14 protein-coding genes and 2 pseudogenes are annotated in these 18,347 nt (G+C 69.4%); 8 read left to right on the top strand and 8 right to left on the bottom strand.

From position 1 onward, the window contains the following. The 3 genes and pseudogenes from J7E94_RS28145 to J7E94_RS28135 form a co-directional block, all read left to right on the top strand. Nucleotides 1-606, top strand: a pseudogene (locus tag J7E94_RS28145) (hypothetical protein); the annotation flags it as partial. A gap of 5 nt (nucleotides 607-611) precedes the next feature. Further along, nucleotides 612-890 carry a hypothetical protein gene (locus J7E94_RS28140; RefSeq protein WP_215019620.1) on the top strand — a complete coding sequence of 93 codons (279 nt, stop codon included), beginning with the start codon at nucleotides 612-614 and terminating at the stop codon, nucleotides 888-890. A gap of 279 nt (nucleotides 891-1,169) precedes the next feature. Then, nucleotides 1,170-1,538 carry a VOC family protein gene (locus J7E94_RS28135; protein ID WP_215019619.1) on the top strand — a complete coding sequence of 123 codons (369 nt, stop codon included), beginning with the start codon at nucleotides 1,170-1,172 and terminating at the stop codon, nucleotides 1,536-1,538. 317 nt (nucleotides 1,539-1,855) lie between these two features. Here J7E94_RS28135 and J7E94_RS28130 read toward each other — a convergent pair whose 3' ends face one another. From J7E94_RS28130 to J7E94_RS28120, 3 genes are all read right to left on the bottom strand, one after another. Next, nucleotides 1,856-3,256 carry a hypothetical protein gene (locus J7E94_RS28130; RefSeq protein WP_251057336.1) on the bottom strand — a complete coding sequence of 467 codons (1,401 nt, stop codon included), beginning with the start codon at nucleotides 3,254-3,256 and terminating at the stop codon, nucleotides 1,856-1,858. A gap of 456 nt (nucleotides 3,257-3,712) precedes the next feature. Further along, complete coding sequence (locus J7E94_RS28125) at nucleotides 3,713-4,123, bottom strand: DUF1801 domain-containing protein (protein WP_215019618.1); 411 nt, start codon at nucleotides 4,121-4,123, stop codon at nucleotides 3,713-3,715. 90 nt (nucleotides 4,124-4,213) lie between these two features. Beyond that, a complete protein-coding gene (locus J7E94_RS28120) occupies nucleotides 4,214-4,561 on the bottom strand; it encodes a VOC family protein (RefSeq protein WP_215019617.1) in 348 nt (115 codons plus the stop codon). 160 nt (nucleotides 4,562-4,721) lie between these two features. Between J7E94_RS28120 and J7E94_RS28115 the strand changes: the two genes are divergently transcribed. Both J7E94_RS28115 and J7E94_RS28110 read left to right on the top strand, forming a co-directional pair. Further along, nucleotides 4,722-4,994, top strand: coding sequence for an FAD-dependent monooxygenase (locus J7E94_RS28115; RefSeq protein ID WP_215019616.1), 273 nt, complete (start codon nucleotides 4,722-4,724; stop codon nucleotides 4,992-4,994). Then, nucleotides 4,991-5,896 carry an FAD-dependent monooxygenase gene (locus J7E94_RS28110; protein ID WP_215019615.1) on the top strand — a complete coding sequence of 302 codons (906 nt, stop codon included), beginning with the start codon at nucleotides 4,991-4,993 and terminating at the stop codon, nucleotides 5,894-5,896. Before J7E94_RS28115 ends, J7E94_RS28110 begins: the two co-directional genes overlap by 4 nt. 138 nt (nucleotides 5,897-6,034) lie before the next feature. Here the strand turns inward: J7E94_RS28110 and J7E94_RS35510 are convergent, their stop codons facing one another. From J7E94_RS35510 to J7E94_RS28090, 5 genes are all read right to left on the bottom strand, one after another. After that, nucleotides 6,035-6,157, bottom strand: a complete 123-nt coding sequence (locus J7E94_RS35510; protein ID WP_285440837.1) for a hypothetical protein — start codon at nucleotides 6,155-6,157, stop codon at nucleotides 6,035-6,037. Nucleotides 6,158-7,043: 886 nt separating this feature from the next. Next, entirely contained in the window at nucleotides 7,044-8,393 is a 1,350-nt protein-coding gene (locus tag J7E94_RS28105) for a M14 family metallopeptidase (RefSeq protein WP_215019614.1), read from the bottom strand. 132 nt (nucleotides 8,394-8,525) lie between these two features. Continuing rightward, a complete protein-coding gene (locus tag J7E94_RS28100; protein ID WP_215019613.1) occupies nucleotides 8,526-9,737 on the bottom strand; it encodes a S8 family peptidase in 1,212 nt (403 codons plus the stop codon). A 214-nt stretch (nucleotides 9,738-9,951) separates the two neighbouring features. Beyond that, nucleotides 9,952-11,781, bottom strand: a complete 1,830-nt coding sequence (locus J7E94_RS28095) for a PKD domain-containing protein (protein WP_215019612.1) — start codon at nucleotides 11,779-11,781, stop codon at nucleotides 9,952-9,954. Nucleotides 11,782-11,995: 214 nt separating this feature from the next. Continuing rightward, the gene (locus J7E94_RS28090) at nucleotides 11,996-14,881 is read right to left on the bottom strand and encodes a LuxR family transcriptional regulator (RefSeq protein ID WP_215019611.1); all 2,886 of its coding nucleotides are present in this window, start codon (nucleotides 14,879-14,881) and stop codon (nucleotides 11,996-11,998) included. A gap of 489 nt (nucleotides 14,882-15,370) precedes the next feature. On the opposite strand from J7E94_RS28090, the gene J7E94_RS35005 reads away from it, so the two are divergent. The 3 genes and pseudogenes from J7E94_RS35005 (at nucleotide 15,371) to J7E94_RS28080 (ending at nucleotide 18,298) form a co-directional block, all read left to right on the top strand. Next, complete coding sequence (locus tag J7E94_RS35005; RefSeq protein ID WP_251057334.1) at nucleotides 15,371-16,096, top strand: transposase domain-containing protein; 726 nt, start codon at nucleotides 15,371-15,373, stop codon at nucleotides 16,094-16,096. Between the two features lie 87 nt (nucleotides 16,097-16,183). After that, the gene (locus tag J7E94_RS35000; RefSeq protein WP_251057333.1) at nucleotides 16,184-16,978 is read left to right on the top strand and encodes a hypothetical protein; all 795 of its coding nucleotides are present in this window, start codon (nucleotides 16,184-16,186) and stop codon (nucleotides 16,976-16,978) included. A 160-nt stretch (nucleotides 16,979-17,138) separates the two neighbouring features. Next, nucleotides 17,139-18,298: pseudogene (locus tag J7E94_RS28080) on the top strand (IS3 family transposase). The last annotated feature ends 49 nt before the right edge of the window (nucleotides 18,299-18,347 follow it).

Below are 18,347 nucleotides of genomic sequence, written 5' to 3'. Positions count from 1 at the left end.
CACGAAAAAGGTAACGGGGGCGACATGGGCGACATCCTTCACGTCCTGCACGGCCGCGACACCATCGAAAGCGCCGCCGCCTACCGGCGGCTCGGCTGGCCCGTCGCGATCGGCCACCGCCAGCGCACCGGCTCCGGCTGCACCTGCCAGGACAGCCCCGCGGCGACGCCCTGCGTCACCCCGGGTGCCCACCCGGTCGGGGACGTCGTGGAGCCGCTGGAGAGCGGTGACCTCACCGCGGCGTTCGAGGCCGCCCCCGGCGCCGGAGTCATCGTTCCGTGCACGAAGTTCGACGCCCTGGTCGTCGGCCACGCCATCGGCATGGGCGTCATGCTCCGCGCCGACGCGAAGAGCCTGCACATCCCCTGCCTCACCGCCGGGCACACCACGGCGACCCTGCTCGTGGAAGCCGGCACCGGCATCCTCCTCGCCGACTGCCCCCAGGTCGAAGTCCGCTCGGGACCCACGGCGTGGGTGGCGATGCCCCCTCCTACGGCATCCGCTGGGACACGGCACCGGACGACGAACATCCCGCCCGCCGAGGCCGTACGGCCGCATCTGGCCCAGGTGCTCAAGTTCGCCCTCGCCGCCCGCGCCCAGGGATGACCGCCGTGGCCGGCCGAACCGGACGCCGCCCCGGCGCCGTGTCCGCGCCGTACCAGGTGGGAGACGTGGTGCGCGGACCGGAAGCCCTTCCCCCGGGTGACTACCGCACACCCGCGACGTACGAGGGGAAGGTCGTGCAGGTTGGCAGTGGCAGTGGCAGTGGCTGGAGCGGTGTGGACGCGGACAGCGCATACCTCTGGGTGCGACTGCCGGACAGCACAGAGCGCAAGCTCGCCATAAGGGCCTGCGTGCTTCTCACCCCGGCCAACCGGCCCGCCCCGTGAGTCGACCGGGCTGCATGATCTGCCGCAGCTCGCGGGGCTCAGCCCGGTACGCCGCAGGTTCGACCCTTTCCCGTGCCTCCGCGAGCGGCCAGGTCCTCATTGAAGCCGCGCCATCTTGAAGTGGCTGGTCAGCGGGGAGGCGTGACCGCGTTTCGGGGTGCTCCTGTTGGTCGGGGGCGGCAGTCTAGGGTGTAGGTCTCTGGCAGGGCGGGTTTGCCGATGAGTTCACCGTCATCGAACGGTCTACCCAGTGACACGACCGTTCTCGACAGGAGTGCTATGTCCACCATCCAGCCAGTGATCATCACTGCCGACCAGGACGTCCTGCTTGGCTTCTATACGAAATTGTTCGGTGCCGAGGAGATCTTCCGGGTGCCGGAGGAAGGCCCGGCCTTCTACCTCGGCTTGCGCATCGGCGACACCGACCTCGGCTTGGTGGCCAAGGAGAATCCGGGGACCGAGGCGGCGCCGCGGATCCTGCTCAGCATCGGTGTCGACGACGTCGACGAGACGCTCAGCCGGGTAACGGCGCTGGGCGGCTCGGTCCGCGGCGGCCCCAACGACATGCCGTGGGGACAGCGCGTCGCCCACATCCAGGACCCCGACGGCAATCCGGTGAACCTCACCCAGCCGATCCCGGCCCGGTGACGCCGTTCCGGGGTGCTTGTGCTGGTCGCGGGCCGCCTGCGGTAGAGATCACTTGCCGATAGCGGCCTCAATGTTCGTCAGGACGAGCAGCGCGCGCAGCAGCTGGGTGGCGTTGGCGGGGTCGGTGCGGAGCTTCAAGCTGGGCTTGGCTGCATAGGTGAGAACGAAGAACGTTCGTAGACGAGTTGCAGGAGCAGTCGTTTGTCGCCGGTGCCGGGAATGTTGATGAGATTCGGAAACGCTTGTCTGGCGTGTCGGCGTCAGTCGATGGCCGACCGAGGTTTCCATGCCTGTGATCGCTGGGTGGGCGTCGTCTCTCAGCGTCGGGCCGCCGGCGGCGGGGTGGCGGCGCCGTTCAGGCAGCGGTCGAGGAGTGCGTGCATGCGGGGGACGGGGAGGGACGGGTTGGCCGCGGCGCCCTCTGCGGTGCGGGGGTCGGCAAGGAGGGCCTCCAGGGCCTCCGGTGTCAGGCTCGGGTTGGCGGCGGCTGCCCGGCGCACCGACTCGTCAGGGTCCTCCACCGGGGGTTCGGGCAGGGCGGGATCGGCTGCGGCCAGGGCGCGTACCTCGGGGTCCGGGTGGCCGATGAGGTGGGTCCGGCCGGTGCGGGGGAACGCGGGCAGGGTCAGCAGGTGCGGCCGGTGGGCCGGGTGGGTGACGAAGACGTCCAGGAGGAGGCGTGGCGGAGCCAGGGGGTGGTGGCAGGCCAGCCGGATCCGTACCTCCTCGTCGTCGTCCTGCGCGAGTGTCTCGACGAGTTCCGCGGGCAGGCCGGGCCAGCTCGCCGCAACCTGGCGGAGCACCGGTTCCCCGGACGCCGCGCAGGCGGCGAACCAGTCGGGTGACGGCTGGGCGTCGGGCTCGGTGTCGGGCTCGGTGGTCGGGCATGCGCAGTCCGGACCGTGCCCGATGACCGCGTGGATCGCCCAGTACTCGGCCCAGGTCCGGGGGAAGGGGTGGAGGCGTGCGCGCATCCGCACGTCGTCGTCCGGGTCCTTCCTCAACTCCGCTACCAGGTCCGGTCCCAGGTCGGGCCGGGCGGCGACCAACGCTCGGACCTCGGCCTCGGGGTGGCGGGCGAGCCGGGCGACGGCGTAGGCCGGGGTGTGGCGGTTCCGGGCCAGGGGGTGCACCGTGCCGTCCGCGAAGCACTGCTCGACGAGCGCGGGGGACAGGGCGCACGTGCCGAGCACGAATGGCTTGCTGCGCGAGCCGAAGGACGGCAGCCTGGCCTCCACCCGTTCCGGGTCCAGCTCCCAGCTCCTGTCCTGCGCCGCTTCACGGACTGCGGGGTCTGGATCGTCGAGCAGCCCCGCCCGCTGCGCCGGGGTGAGCGACTGCCACCTCCAGGTGGCCCGTATCCGGAGTTCGGGGTGTTCGCGGCCGGCCATGGAGCGGTAGAAGGACAGCGGGATCTGCCGGGACGATTCGAGCTCCCCGATGATGTCGTTCTCGGTGACCTTGCCGTCCTCGCCCCCGTCCTGAGCGGTCAAGAGGGTCACGAGGATGTCGTCCGGAAGCGGTCGGACCGATCGGGGGTAGTGACGGGGGCCGCTGGCGAGCCACCCGCGGACGATCCCCGACGGGTCCGTTGCCAAGGGGGCGAGCCGCGCCGGGTCGACGTACCGGTTGCGGGCGAGCGCGCGGCGGATGACTCTGTCCGGATGGCGCAGGGCCGCGTCGATGACGGCGTCGGGCAGGTCACGACCCTCGCACATCAGCGGGCCGGTCTCACCTGTCGCTCGGCACCCTCGCCCACCCACGAGGGACGTCTGACCGTCACCTGGCATGCCAGGACGTGTCCCGCACTACCTTGCCGACAGGATCCTGGCTGGCAAGGAATCTTGAGCCGTGCACCGTGTCGATCATCGCCGCAGGCCCAGCGGCGAAACGCGGTTGTTGGACGACTGTCTGTATGAGCACGTAGGTGGGGGTTCGCCACGCTCGCGGTGGACATGAGTGTTGATCTTGCCGACCGGTCTGGGCCTGCTTACGACGACAGGTTGAACACGACGACGTGCGACTCACGACCTACGCGTCGGGCGGTGTCCACCGCTTGATGATCTGGGGCTCGGAGTGCGGGTCCGGTCAAGCTTGCAGCCGGATCTCCTCAGTGACCTCCGGCTCGTCTTCGCAGTCGGGGTCGGGGAAGGCCGCGGCGGCGTCGGAGACACTCACTCGGTGCCGGGCAGCGGTGGCACCCGGTGCGTGGTGGCGGTTTCCACCAGCTGCCGCAGGGCGGGGTTGCGCAGGTCTTCCGGCGTGCGGATCTTGACGTGTCGCATCGGGTTGCCGGTGCCTTCGAGCAGCTCGTCCGGGTCGGGTAGTTCGGTGCCGTAGTAGAAGCCGAACACGACGTGCTTGGTGTACGGGGCGAGCCAGCAGAACTGTTCGGTCATCTTCTTCGGCCCGGTGCCGTATCCGGCCGTGCGCTGCCGGGGCCAGACCACCTCGACCGTGCCGGGCAGCACGTCAAAGATCAGGGCCCGGCAGGCGAGGGCAAGGGCACCGATAGCCGGCGACGCTGTGGCGGCCATCTCGGTGAACACGCTGTCGTCGCTGGTCACGATGCCTGCCGTTGCCATGGCTGCTCCCGCTGTCGTTCGTCGGTCAACGACGACGGTAGCCGACCATGGTGTTCATCGCGGGCGGCCGGCGAGTCCCGGCGCCGGGGGTCAGAGGTCGTGGGCCCGTTCATGGCGGGGTTCGTACAGGCCGAGTTCGCCGCCACCGGGCAGCCGCAGCACGGTCATCAGCCCCCAGCCCTCGTCGCTGATCGTCTGGAGGAACTCGACGCCCTTGGCCGACAGCTCATCGACGGTCGCGGTGACGTCATCGCACATCAGGAAGAACTCGTGTGATGATCCCTCGGCGGGGTGCATGGCGATCTCGGCCGGCGGCAGCTTGAAGATGAGCCACCCGTCGCCCGCGTCGATGTGCGGATAGCCCAGTACGTCCCGGAAGAACGCCCGGTCGGCTTCCGCGTCGCGGCTGTAGAGGATGACATGCGCACCATTGATCATCCATCGACCCTAACGCCGGACCGGCCCCCAGTCACATGCCCGCTTCGCCACGCTCACCCTCTGGCACCCTTCTGGCCGTCTCGCATCACGTGATGTCCTGGCCCGCGGCCTGGCACGTTCAGAAGGTGTCCGCGTCCCAGCTGGCGTAGGGGTCGGGGTCATGGTTGAGCGTGTACTGGTTGCCGGTGGCGGCATCGGGGGTCTGGCTGTGGCCACGGCGCTACGGCTGCGCGGCATCGACTCGGTGGTTCTTGAGCAATCCCCGCAGTTCACCGAGACCGGCTCGGGCGTCGTGCTGTCGCCGAACGGGATGAAAGCCGCTGATTGGATCGCTCCGCCTCTGGCAGAGGGCATCCGCTCCGCGGGCAGTGTTTTCGGCGCGGCCACGCCAGCGGTTTTCTCACCGCGTCCGGCAAGACCCTGGGCACGGTGACGTTCGCGGGCTTGGAGAACGTCTGGGGGGCGCCGATTTTGGGGATCTTGCGTCACCGGCTGCACGGGGTCCTGCTCGACCAGGCGGACAAGGCCGGGGTCGAGGTCCGGGCCGGCGCAGCGGTCACCGGCTATCGCGAAGCAGTCGGTGCCATCACTGTGGTCATGGCGGACACCTCCACGGTCGACGGTGACCTGCTCATCGGAGCGGACGGACTCCGCTCGGCCGTACGCGCACAGATGCTGGACGACGGCGAACCGGTCTATCGCGGCTTCAGCGCCGTGCGCAGCGTCGGCCAGGCTCCGCCCGCCCACCCGCACGGGTTCCTCGCGTACGGCCGGGGCCTGATCCTGTTTACCGCCGCCATCGGTGACGGCAATGTCTACTGGGTGGCCTCCATCACCGCGCCCCAGAACGCCTGGCCATCCAAGGACGGCGCGACCGCCCACCGCGACCTACTGCACTTGATGAAGGGCTGGGACCCGAGCCTGACACGGGTGGTCGCCGAGGCCGACCCGCAGACGCTGGTACTCACCGACATCTACGACCGCGACCCCGTGACCACCTGGCATCGGGGTCGCGCCGTTCTCCTCGGGGACGCCGCCCATCCGATGGTGTACACCATGGGCCAAGGCGCCAACGTCACTCTCGAAGACGGGACATGCCTGGTCCACCACCTCGCCCGCGGTACCGCCGTGAACGAGGCGCTGTCCGCCTACACGGCGGAACGGGCTCCGCGGACTGCGAAGATCACCAAACAGTCCCGGATGATGGGTTCCATCGGCCAGACCACCAACCCCGCCGCCGCTTGGTTCCGCAACCGCATGATGACCCTGATGACTCCGGGCAACCCGAACAAGCAGAATGCCGACGTGTTCGGGTGGCAGCCGCCCGGCCCGTGACGTGCCCCCGGCCGGCCCAGTCCAGCAGCTCTCCCAAGCCGCAACTCCTGACACCGATCAGCCGCCACTTCAGCGCCGGGTGCGCGTTTCCTCAGGTGGCGCGCACTCGCGCAGCCTTGGAGGCGCTGGGAGTGCTGGTTAGGCTGCTTCGTCGAAGCCGCTGCGGAGCTTGGTGAAGTCGACGTGCAGGTGCGGTTCGTAGGCGTCGGGGACGATGCCGAGTTCGCGGTCCTGCTTCCGGCGCGCCAGCAGGACGGGCACACGGTTCCCGGCCGTGCAGGGCTGGAGGCGCGTGCCGCCCAGGCAGCAGCTCCGTCGGGGACCGGGTCACGCCGGCCGGCCGCGCTGCGAAGGGATTGCCATCGCGCCGACCGCCCGAGGCGGCGATGGCCAAGGCCGGCGGGGCGACCGAGGCTCTGGTCCGGCAGGGGAAGGTCTCCGGCGTCCACCGGCGGCGGTTTCGGGCGCCGGGGGAGGCTGGAGCATAACGACAACGCCCTCATGGAGTCCATGATCGGCCTCTCCAAGACCGAACTGTTCAAGCCCCAACGTCCTGGAAAACCCTCGCCAGATCGTACTCGCCACCGCGGAATGGGTCGACTGGTATGTCCACTGCCGCCTGCACCGTGAGATAGGGCATATCCCGCCCGCCGAATACGAAACCAACCACTACCGAGCGACCACAAATCTCCAGGTCACAACCAACACTTGAGATCTCTACCGAACCCGGAACGGTCCGGCCGGCTGGCCAGCCGTCGGCGGCGAAGCGGCCGGCCATCGTGTCCCAGGTGGACCCGTTGGAGTTCCAGCCGTGCACGAAGACGATCGGATCGGGTGTCGCCGCACGGGTTGTGCGCCGGCTGCCGGCGTCTGGAGCGCGAGAGAGGCGAGAGCGCCGGTGGCGAGGGTGCCGCTGAGGGCGGCGCGGAGTGAGATGCGGAGTGCGCACATGCTGGATACTCCAGATCTGACGGAGGCACGGGGCCGCCACTTGAAGTGGAACTGCTGAAGGGGGTACGGGCCGGTCGCGCAGCTCCCCCCTTGGCGCTGCGCGACCGGGGTGCAAGGCGCATTCCTGTCTCGAACGATGGCCGCCGTGAGTGCCGGGGCCGAGGCCCCCCGCCTGGCCTGGGGAGCCGATCGAGTGTCAGGAAGCGGTGCAGTATTGCGCTTCCTTGCCGATGGAGCGGTACATGCAGTCCGCGTTCTCGATCAGCTGGAGCACCGCGTCGCGGTTGCGGCTGGTCTCGCGTTCGATGACCTCGTCGGCCGGGTAGAAGCCGCCGCCCGAGGAGCTCTGCGGATACATCTCGAAGGTGTACCCGAAGATCTTGTGTACGCCCCACAGGTAGTCGTCGATGGACCCGTCGGTGATGTAGAGGTCGCTCGACTGCTCGGGCTTGTAGCCGTTGCTGGCGGCCATCTTCTGGCCGATGGTCGCGAAGGCGTCCCGGTCGTCCTGGGTCAGGCCAGGTGCCGTGTCGGCGGTGGTGTACCCGTAGGGCCACAGCACCAGCTCGCTGTACGTGTGAAAGTCGATGGCGGCTGTGATCTGCTGCTTCCCGCCGACGACGCGGCTGCGTACGAAGTCGGAGACCACCTTGACCTCGGGTGCCGACTCCGGGGCGGTGCCGCGGTAGGTGTCGGAGCTCTTGCTGCTGCTGGATCCGCCGCAGCAGCCCCACTTGTAGTTCCAGTTCCGGTTCTCGTCGGTGCCGACGTAGGAGGAGCCGGCGTTGGGCTGGCGGTTCTTGCGCCAGTTCTTGTAGGAGCCCGTGGAGATGTCGTACTCGCCGCCGTCCGGGTTGAGGTCCGGGATGATCCAGATCTCCCGTCCGTTGACCGCGCCCGCGATCCTCGAATCGCTCCCGTAGTCCTCGCCGAACTCGCGCAGCAGATACAGCGCCATTTCGACGGTGAGGTGCTCGCGCGCGTGCTGATGGTGGGTGAAGAGGACCTCTGGCTCGTTCTCGTCGGAGCCGACGTTGTCGCTGATCTTGATCGCGATCAGGTCCCGGCCCTCGTAGGACTTGCCGATGACCTTCTTGCTCATGATGCTCGGGTACTGCGCGACGCGCTGGTCGATCTCCGACATCGCCTCGGCGTAGTTGTGGTACTTGGAGTCGGCTGAGGGGAAGTCCATCGGCGCGACGGACCGTCCGTCGGTATGGGCAGGCGGTCCGGCCAGTTCCTCGAGTTCGTACCCGAGCTTGCGCAGCTTCGCGGCCTCCATGGTGTCGGCGGTGATGACGACGGCGTGGTCGTCCACCTCGTCGATCGAGACTCCGGTGGCCGCCAGCGCGGTGCGGTCGGCAATGGAGGAGGGTCCGTGGATCTCGTACTGCCGGATGTCCTCGTCCACGGTGGCGGTGGACGGCCTGGGCGGGGCTGAGGCGGTCGCGGTCACGGTGAGGGGTGCGGCGACCGCGAGGGCGAGCAAGGCCGCGAAGGTGGCGGCGGATCGGTTGACACGTCTGACACGCGGGCGATGACGCATGGCTGCTCCTGAGGGTGGGGGAGTCGGCGGGGGGCCGGGGGAGAGCGGCACGGCCGGGTACGGCCGGCCACTCCCCCGTTCCGCTCAGCACCGGTGAGCTCGCGCCGACTGAGAGCCCACCGGTGCCAGTTGTCAGAAGAGCGTGTGGAGGAGCCGGTTGGGCGAGCCGGTCTTCGGGTCCTGGACCTTGCCGGTGGTGGCGCCGTTCACGAGGGCGTCACGGACCTGGGCCGGGGTGGCGCCCGGGTTGCCGGCGAGGTAGAGGGCCGCGGCGCCGGCCGTGTGCGGCGCCGCCATCGAGGTGCCGCTGATGCTCTTGGTGGCGGTGTCGCTGTCCTTCCAGGCCGAGGTGATGCTCACTCCGGGGGCGAAGAGGTCGAGGCAGGTGCCGTAGTTGGACCAGGACGCGCGCTTGTCGGCGCTGTCCGTGGCCCCGACGGTGATGCCCTCCGCGACTCGGGCGGGTGAGCTGTTGCAGGCGCTCTGCGGTTGCCCGAAAGCGTTGCCGTTGCCAGCCGCGAGGGAGTAGGTGACCCCCGAGGCGATCGACTTCTTGACGGCGTTGTCGAGTGAGGTGTTGGCGCCGCCGCCCAGGCTCATGTTGGCGACGGCGGGCTTGACCGCGTTGGCCGTGACCCAGTCCACGCCCGCGATGACGCCGGACGTCGTCCCGGAGCCGTCGCAGTTCAGGACGCGGACGCCGATGATCCTGGCCGCCTTGGCGACGCCGTAGGTGGAGCCGGCGGCGGTGCCCGCCACGTGGGTGCCGTGGCCGTTGCAGTCGTTGCCGTTCTGGCCGTCGCCCACGGTGTCGGTACCGATGGAGGCCCGGCCGCCGAACTCGGTGTGGGCGGTGCGCAGACCGGTGTCGATGACGTACACCCGGACGTTGGAGGCGGTCGTGTTGTAGGTGTACGTGCCGCTCAGCGGGAGGTCGCGCTGATCGATGCGGTCGATGCCCCACGTGGCGTTGGACTGGGTCTCGGAGACCGCGACCTCGGCGTCCTGCTCTACGGAGGCGACCCGCGGATCGGCGGCGAGCGCCCGCGCCTGGGTGAGGCCCATCTTCGTGGCGAAGCCCTGGACGGCGCTGGAGTACACGTGGGTCAGCCGGCCGTTGTTGCGCTTCACCAGCTCGCGCGCCACCGAGTCGGGCGATTCCTTCACGTCGTCCTTGAGGACGACGATCCAGCTGTCGGATATCGCGGTGGCGGACGGGGCGAGCCTGGGCTCGGGGCCGGACACCACGGCTCCGTGGGCGGGGCTGGCGGCGAACTGCAAGCCGGCGGTGAGCAGTGCGGCTGGGAGTAGGGCGATGCTCAGCCGGCGGGGGGTTGTTGCCATGGGTGGTGCACCTGACCTTTCGTTGACCGGATCACGGGCAAGTACGGGTTGCACGGGTGCTGTGCGCTGTGCGCTGTGCGCTGTGCTTCATGACGCGGCGGCGGCCCGCCGGCCGTGGCGGACGGCGGGCCGCCTGTGGGGCTGATGTGACGGTCCCTTCAGCGCGGGTCCGTAGCAATCCGTAGGGGGTACGGGGTATTTGCGGATGTACGGATCAGGGGACGCGGACGGACTTGGTCTCCGTGTCCGTGGCACCCTCGTTGTCGGTCACCTTCAGGGTCACGGTGTAGGTACCGGCCGCCGCGTAGATGTGGTCGACCTGGGCTCCGCTGCCGGTGGAGCCGTCACCGAAGGTCCAGGCGTACGAGGCGATCGAGCCGTCCGGGTCGGAGGAGCCGGCGCCGTCGAACTTGCAGAAGCGGTAGCCGACGGCGTTGCGGCAGTCGGCCGTATAGGCGGCGCTCGGGGCCTGGTTCGGGCCGACGCGGACGGACTTCGTGGTGGATCCCGTGGCGCCCTTGTCGTCGGTGACCGTCAGCTTGACGGTGTAGGAGCCCTTCTGGGCGTAGGCGTGGGTGACGGTCCTGCCCGTGGCGGTCGTGCCGTCACCGAAGTCCCACTCCCACTTCGTCAGGCTGCCGTCCGGGTCGGAGGAGGCGCCGCCGTCGAACTCGCACTTCAGGGCCGCATGGTCACAGCTGTGAGTGTACGAGGCGGTGGGTCGCCGGTTTCCGTCCTGGGCGGGCGGGAAGGCCTGCGGGTCGCCCACGTCGAGGAGCTTCTCCTTGACACCGTCTCCGGAATCGTCGCTCCAGTCGGTGTTCCCGTGGTCCGCCAGGTACTGGTAGAGGGCCAGGACCTCGTCCTTGTTGGTGGGCTTGTCCGTCATGGCGACCAGGGCCGCGGCGCCGGTGACGTGGGGAGCCGCCATCGAGGTGCCGCTGTAGTTCCGGTTGTAGCCGCCGTCCTTGAAGGTCGAGTGGATGCACACGCCCGGCGCGGCGATGCCGACCTTGGAGCCCCAGTTGGAGAAGTCGGCGAGGGTGTCGTCCTGGTCGGCGCGGCAGGAGGGAGCGCCGCCGCTGCCTCCCGGCTTGCCGTCGGAGTCGGCGAGTGCCGAGACCGTGAGTGCCTCGCTGTACTTGGCGGGGGCGCTGGTCGTGGCGTCCTTGTCGTCATTGCCGGCGGAGACGATGAGCGGTACGCCCTTGCCGACGAGGTTCTTGACGGCCGTGCCGAGGGCCGCCGGTTCGCCGCTGCCGCCGATGGAGGAGTTGACGACCTCGATGGTGGCGGAGCGTGCGGCGATGTAGTCGTATCCGGCGATGATCCAGGACCACTGGCCGGTGTTGTCGTTGCCGAGCACCCTCACGGAGTGCAGGCGCGCGCCCGGTGCTACGCCGACCACTCCGGTGCCGTTGTCGATCGCCGCAGCGGTGCCGGCGACGTGGGTGCCGTGCCCGTTGCCGTCGTCGCCCTCGTTCTCCCGGCAGGTCCCGGACGTACAGTCGGCGCGGGAGACCACGTTCAGGTCAGGGTGGTCGAAGTCGATGCCCGAGTCGGTGATGGCGATGTCCACGTCCATGCGGACGTCGTCCTGGCCGTCGATGTCCAGATTCGGATTCTGGTCGGCGAATATCCTTCTGATGCCGGTCGGCACCTCCTGCGCGGCGGCGACCGGTCCGTCGGACTGGAGGTACGCCTTGTCGGCGGAGGCGTTGGTCTCCAGACCGCGGAAGGTGCCGTCCTTCTCGACCGCGAGTACCTGCGGCATGGCGCGCAGTGCGGATGCCGCCGCGTCGGGCAGGGTGATCGAGTAGCCCTTGAGGACATGCCGGTAGACGCCGTGCACCGTGCCGCCGAACTCGTCGGCGTGTTCGGCGGCGAACGCTTCGGGGTGAGCGACAGCGCTGTTCAGCGTCACGATGTACGTACTCGATGGGCTGTTGGCGGCTTGGTCGGCGCCCGCCGCCATGGGCGCCGTGAGCGCGAGGACCACCGCGCTCACGCCCAGGCCCACGGTCAGTTTCGTCTTTCGTCGCATGGTTGTACCACTCCTCCGTGCCGGATGGCTGGGTGGGAGTCCGGTACCGGCTGCGTGGGATTGCCGGCACCGGACCTGCGGCCGCAGCCGAACGATCTCCGCCGCGGGCATGCCGCTGCAACCCGGAGGGGATACGGGCTAATTGGCGTACGTCGCACCGCACCCGGACGCCAACGCACCCTGATGCGGGACGCGGTGCACGGCCGGAGCGAGGTCAGCGGGTCGGGACGGGAACGCCGAGGGCGAGGGCGGGATGGTCGGAGCTGAGCACCTCCCGGGAGCGGACTCCCAGTTTGCGCAAGGCGTGGGCCATGTGTTCCTCGACCGTTCGGGGTGAGAGGAACAGCGCCTCGGCGATTTCACGGTTGGTGCGCCCGCCGGCCGCCAGCCTGGCCACTTCCTGTTCGCGCGGGGAGAGCTGGGGACCGTACCCCTTGCGTCCGCGCCGGTGCGGGGCGACCAGTCCGTACTTGCGCAGCGCGCTATGGCAGCGCGCGGCGTCCCATCCCGCTCCGAGCGCCTGATAGGCCGACAGCGCCTCGGCGAGGTGCACGTCGCCGCTGCCGCTGCCGCCGTCCGCCAGGAGACAGCGGGCGCTGCGCTCCAGTGCCCGGGTCGCATGGTAGGGCGCCCCCATGGCCCGGCACACGGCCTCGGCGGAGCGGTAGTGCGCCGCCGCCTGCTGGTAGGCGCTGTCGTGTTCCGCCAGCACGCCCCGGCAGGAGTGCAGGGAAGCGGTGGCGGCCGGCGCCTGGCGCCCCTGTATGCCTTGCGTGAACTCGCCTACCAGCGCCTGCGCCTGAGCGGCGCGACCCGTCCGTACGAGTGCCGCTACGGCGCAGGGGGCCACCGCGGCGGCCCACACCCAGATGCCCTTCTCCCGTACCGCGTCCAGCACGGGGGCCACCTGCGCCCAGGCGCCCTGGGCGTCGCCGCGGGAGAGGAGCAGTCTGGCCAGTGAGCCCTTGGCGGCGGGCAGGGCCGGTACGGATCCCTGCGGCAGGCAGGCTTCGGCGCTTGCCCGGAGTCTTTGCTCCGCATCGTCGAGCCGGCCTTGGGCAAGCGAGAGGAGGCCGAGCACGAGGACCGCTTCCGCTTCGAGTTCGGGAACGTCCGCGAGGATCGCGCTCATCCGCAGGGCCTGCTGTTCAAGTCCTTGCCAGCGGCCGCGCTCCCAGTCGAGCAGGAGGCGGGTGGAGTCGGTGAGGCCGGCCACGTAGGCGGACTCCGTGTCGGCGAGGAGTCGCACGCTCCGGTCGAGGAACGCGTCGGCTTCGGACAGCCGGCCCGTGCTCGCCGCGGCGTGTGCCAGGTTGTTGAACGCCCGGGCCAGGTCGCGGCGCTCGTCCGGACCGCCCGGTGATGAGGGGAGACCCCGTACCGCGGTCATGGCCTCCCGGTCCCCGATGTGCATCAGGGTGACGGCGCGGCTTCCCAGCGCGTTGATCGTGAGCAGGGGGTCGCCGAGGCGAGCGGCCGTGGCGGTCGCCTGTTCGGCCCACGCCAGGTGATCGGTGACGTGTCCGCCCGTCAGGTAGGTGGGCACGGCGAGCGAGGCCAGGGCGCGCGCTGCCAGTTTGGGACGTCTGCGCAGTTCCGGTACGGCGGCGGCGATCTCCCTCAGTCCCTCTAGTCCGGCGCCGGTCTGGTTGCGCAGCAACAGCCCGAGCCGGTAGCGCAGTTCACCGCGCACTCCGAGAGGAAGCTTCTCCTCCGCGAGGATCCTGCGGAGGATGACGACGGTTTCCGCGTGGTCCAGCCCGGTCACAGCGGCTCGGCCCAGTTTGACCGCGAGCCGGACCCGGGTGGTGGCCGCCAGATCGGTGGACGAGAGTGCCTGCTGGAGCAGTCGGGTGGCCGAGGCGTCATCGCCGACCGCGATGGCACGATCGGCGGCCGTCTCCGCGTAGCGCGCCCAGGCCTGATGACGCCCGGCCTGCTGGCAGTGGTGGGCGAGCTGGACGTACGGGCGTGGCCCGGGCAGCTGCTCCAGGACAGCGGCGGCCCGGTGGTGAAGGCGTCGGCGCTCCAGTCGTGGCACCGAGTCATAGGCCGCGTGCTGGGCCAGGGCGTGCCGGAAGCCGTAGCGGCCGAATTCGTGCTCGTGCAGCAATGCTCCCGCGAGGGCACGGGACAGCGCGTTCGTCGCGCGTCCTGAGGCCAGACCCGCTACCGACCCGATCAGTGCCTCGCTTGCCGGTACTCGGAGAACGGCCGCGGCACTGACGATGAGGCGGACGTCGTAGGGGACGTGCACGAGCTGTTCCAGAAGGGCATTGCGCAAGGCGGCGGGAACACCGAGTCCCTCGATCGTCAGTCTTGCCCGGCGGCGGTCGCTGCGTACAAGGCCCAGCTGGCCTCTCATCAGCCGGAGCAGCTCTTCTACGGCGAAGGGGATCCCCATCGTGTGCTCATGCAGGTGCGCGGCGAAGTCGGTGGAGACGTCCGATGTGGCCAGGATCTCCGCTGCCATCCTGCGGACATCCGCCTGATTCAAGGGGGCGAGGGACAGTTCGGCCGATGCTACGTGCGGAGGCAGCCGGACGGAGGTGGCGAACGTTCTGCCGGGATGGGCGGCTTCGCGCCGGTAGGTGAGCACCAGGGTCAGGTCGTCGGGCATCCGGCTGGTGAGAAACCGCAGCAGATCGCAAGTGCCGCTGTCCACCCAGTGAAGGTCTTCCAGCACCAGGACCGCGGGACCGATCGCGCGCAGCGTCTCCCCCACCGCCCGGAAGAGCCGGTGACGCTCCGCGCCCGGCTCGCCCAGAGGCTCCAGCGCGGGCGGCAGCAACGTCGCAAGCTCTGGAAGCAGGGGGCGCAATGCTCCGGCGACCGGGCTGAGGTTCGTCGGCAGAGCATCTCCCAGGCTCCGCAGAGCGTCTACGACGGGGGCGAAAGCCAGAGGTTCGCGCAGGTACTGGCACTGGGCGGTCAACTTCGTCGTGCCGGAGAGTTCCGGAGAGTGCAGGGCATCGGCCAGAAGGCGGGTCTTGCCGATGCCCGCTTCGCCCTCGACGAGGATCACGGCCGGCGGCCGCAGTGCCTGCTGGATCAGTGCGTACCGCTCTGCCTCCCTGCCGATCAGCGTCGGGCAGGCCACCCGCCAAGGCGAAGCCGGTTCCCCATCTCTGTCTGTCGACATGCCACCACCCATGGGCTGACTGAGCCGGAGCCACAGAGCAAGGTTCCGCTACCTTGCCCAAGCCAGATGACCGTGCACGTCACTGCCCTGCACCGAAGCGGGAGATCCACTCCGGCGGGGCGATCGGTGGGTCGAAACTAGGCAAGGACGACCTGGTCGTCAACGTCACTTCCCAGCCAGATTCCGCAGGTCGCTCATACGGTGAAGTGGTGACGTCGTGGTCGGGGATCGAATGGTGAAGGGTCAGTACAGGCTCATGCGGCGGGCGGTCTCCTCACCGTGCCGCATACGCTGGTGGGCGTCTTCGCCGAGGGGCCTTGACCCACGGCCGGGTAGTTAACGGATTTGCGCTGGTGGCAAGGGGTTTCGGCGTCGATCGAAACGCGGGCAACGGGATCGACGTTGATCAGATGGTCCGCCAAGACTGCTGATCGCCGAGGAGTCCCGTTGCCCGCATGTCGCTGTGCCCTGCCGCCCAGTCTGACGACGTTCTCCCGAGAGTTCACGGTGGCTGCCGGCCGGTTCGGGCCGGGTCATCTGGGCGAGTTGACGCAGGTCGTACCGTTCGAACTCGTCGACGCGGTCCTGGAGGAGACCCGGTGCGTGCAGCGCCGGTTACGAGACCTGCCCACGCGGGTCGGGGTCTACTTCCTGCTCGCGATGTGCCCGTTCCCGGAGGTCGGCTACCGGCTGGTGTGGCAGAAGCTGACCGCGACACTGGCGGGCGCCGGGATGGAGATCGCCTGGCCGACCGCGAAAGCCCTGCGCGACCTGCGCCGCAGGGTCGGTACGGAGCCTGTTCGCCGCCTGTTCGAGGTCCTCGCCGGACCCCTGGCGCGGCCGACCACGCCCGGCGTGCGGTTCGGGCCGTTCCGGACGGTCTCCTTTGACGGCTGCAGCTCGATCAAGCTGCCCGACAGCGACCGGAACGTGGACCGCTTCGGACCGCAGAGCTGTGGCGGCTACCCGATGCTGGAGCTGATGACCCTGGTGGAGACCGGGACCCGGGCCCTGATCGGCGCGGTGTTCGGCCCCACCGATATGGGCGAGACAGCCTACGCCCGCAGGCTGCACCACCTGGGCCCGGACATGCTGGTCCTGTGGGACAAGGGCTTCGACGCCGACGCCTTCCTCGCCGCCGTGTCCGGCACCGGCGCCCAGTTCCTGGGCTGACTCCGCGCCAACCGCCGCACCCCGGTCCTCGCCCGGCTCGCGGACGGCTCCTACCTGTCCGCCATCGGCAACGTTCCGGTCCGGGTCGTGGAAGCCCAGATCACCGTGACCTGCGACGACGGCAGCACCTTCACCGGCTCCTACCGACTGGTGACGACCCTGACCGACGCCCGCCGCTACCCTGCCGGGACCCTCGTCGGCCTCTACCACCAGCGATGGGAGCACGAGTCCGCGTACTTCGCGCTGCGGTACACCATCATGCGGGGCCGGGTCCTGCGCTCGGGTGACCCTGTCGGCATCGAGCAGGAGATGTGGGCCCTGCTCACGCTCTACCAGACCCTGCGGACGGTCATGGTGGAGGCCGCCGAGTCCCGGCCGGGCACCGACCCGGACCGCTGCGGCTTCACCATCGCCCTGCACACAGCCCGTGACCTGGTCGTCCAGGCCGCCGGCATCACCAACGGTGCAACGATCGGCGTCATTGGCCGGCGCATCCTGGCCGGGCTCCTCCCGCCAAGGCGGCCGCGTGTCAGCACCCGCAAGGTCAAGTCACCGATCTCCCGCTACCACGACCGCCAACAAGACGGCCGCCCGGACACCAGCCGCACCGTCACCGGCCTCGACATCACCATCCTCGAGCCCGAACCACAGCTACCCGCAGCCTCTCACGACGACCGTCACACCCCGTCCGAAGACCGCCGCCGACAGCGCGTCCTGGAGGTCCTCGCCACCGCCCCCGACCGCCACTGGCACCCGCGTGACCTCGCCCGCCACCTCGGCGACGTCACCCTGGGCACCATGCGCCGACAACTCGACCGATGGGCCCGCCACGGACTCATCCACAAAACCGGACCCGCCACCTACACCAGCCACCGCACCTGATAAACCCCTTGCCACCAGCGCAAATCCGTTAACTACCCGGCCTTGGGCCTTGACCCTGGATTTTGGACACCGGAGAGACTCGGAACTTGATGGTCCAGGAGAACGGAGTCCCCGTGGGGATGAAGCACTTCCCGCCGAGTTCAAAACGGACGCGGTCGCGTTGTACCGGTCGAGGCCGGGAGCGACAGTCAAGTCCGTCGCCGGTGATCTCGGGGTGAACACCGAAACGCTGCGAAACTGGATCCGGGCCGCCGACGGGCGCCGCCCCGGCTCCCACTCGACACAGCCGGCTGCCGCGCAAGCCAGCGGTGACGACGTTCAGGCGGAGCTGGCCGCCGCCCGTAAGAGGATCCGTGAGCTGGAGGAAGAGCGCGACATCCTCCGCAAGGCGCCCGGTATTTCGCGACGGAGACGCGCTGGTGAACCGCTGCCAGTTCGTTGAGGATTATCAGCGCCGGTTCGGCGTCACGCGGTTGTGTTCGATTCTCGGTGTTTCCCGGTCGAGCTTCTACTACTGGCGCCGCACCGCGACCGCACGGACGGCCCGGCAGGCCGTCGAGGCCCAGCTCGCGGCCCGGATACGCAAGGTCCACCAGGAATCCGACGGCACCTACGGCGCCCCCAGAATCACCGCCGAGCTCCGGAAAGAGGGGGAACGGATCAACCACAAAGCGCGTCGCCAGGATCATGCGGGCCATCGGAGTCGAGGGAGTCCGTCTGCGCCGCTGGCACCGGACCACCATCGCGGACCAGGCGGCGCCGAAAGCGCCGGATCTGATCGGCCGTGACTTCACCGCGGCTGCGGTGAACACGAAGTACGTCGGCGACATCACCTACCTGCCGATCCGCGGCGCGAAGCCGCTCTGCCTCGCCACCGTCATCGACCTCGCCTCACGCCGCCTGGCCGGATGGGCGATCGCTGACCACATGCGAACCGCGCTCGTCATCGACGCCCTGGCGGCCGCCGAGCGGACCCGCGGGAGCCTGACCGGAGCGGTGATGCACACCGATCACGGCTCCCAATATACGAGTAGAGCCTTCGCTGAAATCTGCAGGTCAGCCGGGGTCCGGCAGAGCATGGGCGCGATCGGGTCCAGCGCGGACAACGCCGCTGCGGAAAGCTTCAACGCCGCCTTCAAGAGGGAGACACTCAAGGGCCGGAAGGGCTGGCCGGACGAGCGGGAGGCGCGACTCGACGCCTTCCGCTGGCTGAGCCGATACAACACCCGACGCCGGCATTCCCGCCTCGGTCAGCGATCTCCGATCGCCTACGAGAACGACTTCCAAGCAACAGCAACTACCCTGGCCCGAGCCGCATAGACGTGTTCAAAAACCGGGGTCAAGGCCCGTTCACCAGCGCGTCTCCCCG

It is taken from the genome of Streptomyces sp. ISL-94 (assembly GCF_018614075.1).
In the GTDB taxonomy this organism is placed as follows: Bacteria; Actinomycetota; Actinomycetes; order Streptomycetales; family Streptomycetaceae; genus Streptomyces.
The sequence above is the reverse complement of the archived record's forward strand: the minus strand, read 5'-3'. Positions and strand labels throughout refer to the sequence as shown.